This window comes from Massilia genomosp. 1 (assembly GCF_011682185.1).
Lineage (GTDB): Bacteria > Pseudomonadota > Gammaproteobacteria > Burkholderiales > Burkholderiaceae_D > Telluria_A > Telluria_A rubra.
In genome coordinates this window covers 1-2194 of the sequence record NZ_WHJF01000233.1, presented here as the reverse complement: position 1 = coordinate 2194, position 2194 = coordinate 1, and the positions used below count along the sequence as shown (strand labels likewise).

The 2194-nt window shown below is 63.9% G+C and carries 3 protein-coding genes; all 3 read right to left on the bottom strand.

The annotated features are described in order from the left end of the window. A partial coding sequence (locus F1735_RS35960; RefSeq protein WP_222853162.1) for a hypothetical protein occupies positions 1–193 on the bottom strand: 193 nt, incomplete at its 3' end. Positions 194–306: 113 nt separating this feature from the next. Then, positions 307–1149 carry an ExeA family protein gene (locus F1735_RS33110; protein ID WP_167241192.1) on the bottom strand — a complete coding sequence of 281 codons (843 nt, stop codon included), beginning with the start codon at positions 1147–1149 and terminating at the stop codon, positions 307–309. Then, positions 1146–2194 (bottom strand): DDE-type integrase/transposase/recombinase (locus F1735_RS33105; RefSeq protein WP_167241190.1); only part of this gene is annotated, 1049 nt, incomplete at its 5' end. The genes F1735_RS33105 and F1735_RS33110, both read right to left, overlap by 4 nt.

Here is a 2194-nt window from a genome sequence, read left to right as displayed (position 1 = left end):
TGAGTGTGATCACGCGAGTTGATGGCCCGGTTTTCACGTAAAACGATGGTCCTACCCCGAGCGATTTTAGCGTCTTGACAGCGCCGGCCACGGCGCTGTTTTTGATCGTGCGGTTAGAACGGTTCGCCGCCGAACCTTTCAGGTCGTTCGTGTTGAGGATGGTGATCGTAGTAACGCCGAATCTGAAGTCCATAGCTCGATGCAAATGCTTCGATCAGAGCACTCATGCAGCAGTAAATTTCGGCGGCGTTTTTATCCGAAACAGGCGGCAGATGGATGACGAGCGGAGGCTGTGTGTTCATGACGTCACCTCGCAGCGGCGCGCCGCTGCGGTTTGGTATCGGGCTGCGCAAACACGTCCAGGTACAGCTTTTCATCAAGCACGGCCAAATCGCGCCGCGCCGCCACGCTCAGAAGTTCTCCGGCCAGCGTCATCAGGATACGGTAGTTGCCGGCGGCGTGGTCGCACAGCGTCTGGCGTAATCCCGGCGTCATCAGACTGGCGTTGCCGGCGCCCGCAAGCAGGTGATTGAGGCAGGCCAGCAGCTCGTCCCTGCTTGCGTGTTCGGTTGCCAGCCGGGTGCGGATGCGAGAACCAAGCGGCACCAGGTCTTCGCGCCGCAGTTTCTCCGGCAGGCGCGCGTCGCCGGCCAGCACCACGCACAGCAGCGGCTGCGAATCGAAGCGCGCGCTGGCCATCAGCCGCAGTTCGGACAGTACCGGCGGCGCCATTTCCTGCGCCTCGTCGATCAGCAGCACGGGGCGGCGCCGGGTCGATTCGAGATGGGCCTGCCATTGCTCGCGCAGCGCCTTGAAGCCGCCCCAACGATTGTGTGGCTTGAGCGGCACGCCGAACACGTCGCCCAGTTCGCGATAGAAGTCGGCCAGATTGCTCTGCGGGTGGTTGATGGCGCCAACAGTCACGTCGGGCAAGCGCGCCAGGCGTTCGGCCAGCACCCGCAGAGCGATGCTCTTGCCGCTTCCCGGATCGCCGTGGATCATGGCGAAGCCCCCTTCGCGTACCAGCGCCTGTTCGATGCGCCAGCAGAAGTCCTCGATCTTGGGCGGAACGTAAATCGCTTCGGTAGGCAAGTCGGGCGTAAAGGGATTGAATTTGAGTCCGTACAGTGCCAACAGTTTCTGGATCATGGGTTTTCCTCGTCAATGGTGGACAGATAGGCCGGCGGCAGGCCGGTGGCTGCATAGTCGGCCAGCAGTTCGCGCATCAGCGGCGCCATGCCGGTTGCCGCGATCGGCTCAGGCTCGCTCGCTGCTCGAGCCAGTCGACGCCGCACCCCGGTTGCGTTGGCCGCCTTGTCCAACGGGTGTACGGCACAGAGCACGCTGCCGTCGTGGGCGTCGACCATGTCGACGCGGGAGAGGTTCCAGCGCGCATAGCGCACGTGGACATTGACCAGATGGCGGTACCGTCCCGGAATTTCGAAGCGCGTTCCCTCCAGGCTGAAGGTGCCATCGGCACGGCGCTGACGGCGCACTACCTCGACCCGGAAGGCGGCGCACAGCGCAGCGGCCGACGGACACTCACGGGCGACGTTGGGGCCGTCCAGATAGCGCTGCAGGGGCGTGGCTTTCAACTCTGAGTGCAGGCTGCGGTGATATTCCTGCTCAACCCAGGCTTGCGTCGCCAGGTTCAGCAGGTCGAGCGTGAGCATCTCCTCGCCTTCCAGCATCGCCATCAGGCGGCCTTCGACGCGGCCCCAGAATGACTCCTGTTTGGCGTTCTGGTAGGGCGAGTACGGCAGCGTCGTCTGGTGCAGTACGCTCAGCGACGCCAAGCCGCTGGTGGTTTCCTCGGCCAGCATGGCAGCACCGTTGTCGGTCATCAGGGCACGCGGCAGGCCGCGCTTCATGAAGGCCTGGCTCAGACCGTGAACCAGGCTGGCGCTCGTCTCGTCGAGATACCACTGCAGATGGCACACCAGGCGCGAACGGTCGTCAATCACGCCCAGTAGCATCGGCTTGACCCATTCGCCACTGGCGGTCAGCACCTTGCGCGAACCATGATGGAAGTCGAGGTGCCACAGCGCGTTGACATGCTCGACCTCATAGCTGCGCACCTCCAGCTGTTCGAGCCGGTCGCGCGCGGCCAACGCGCCAGCACTGGTGCGCGCCAGGCGGGCCTGCCTGTGCATACCGTGAGCGAGCAGGTAGCGCCGCAATGTCGGGTACGACG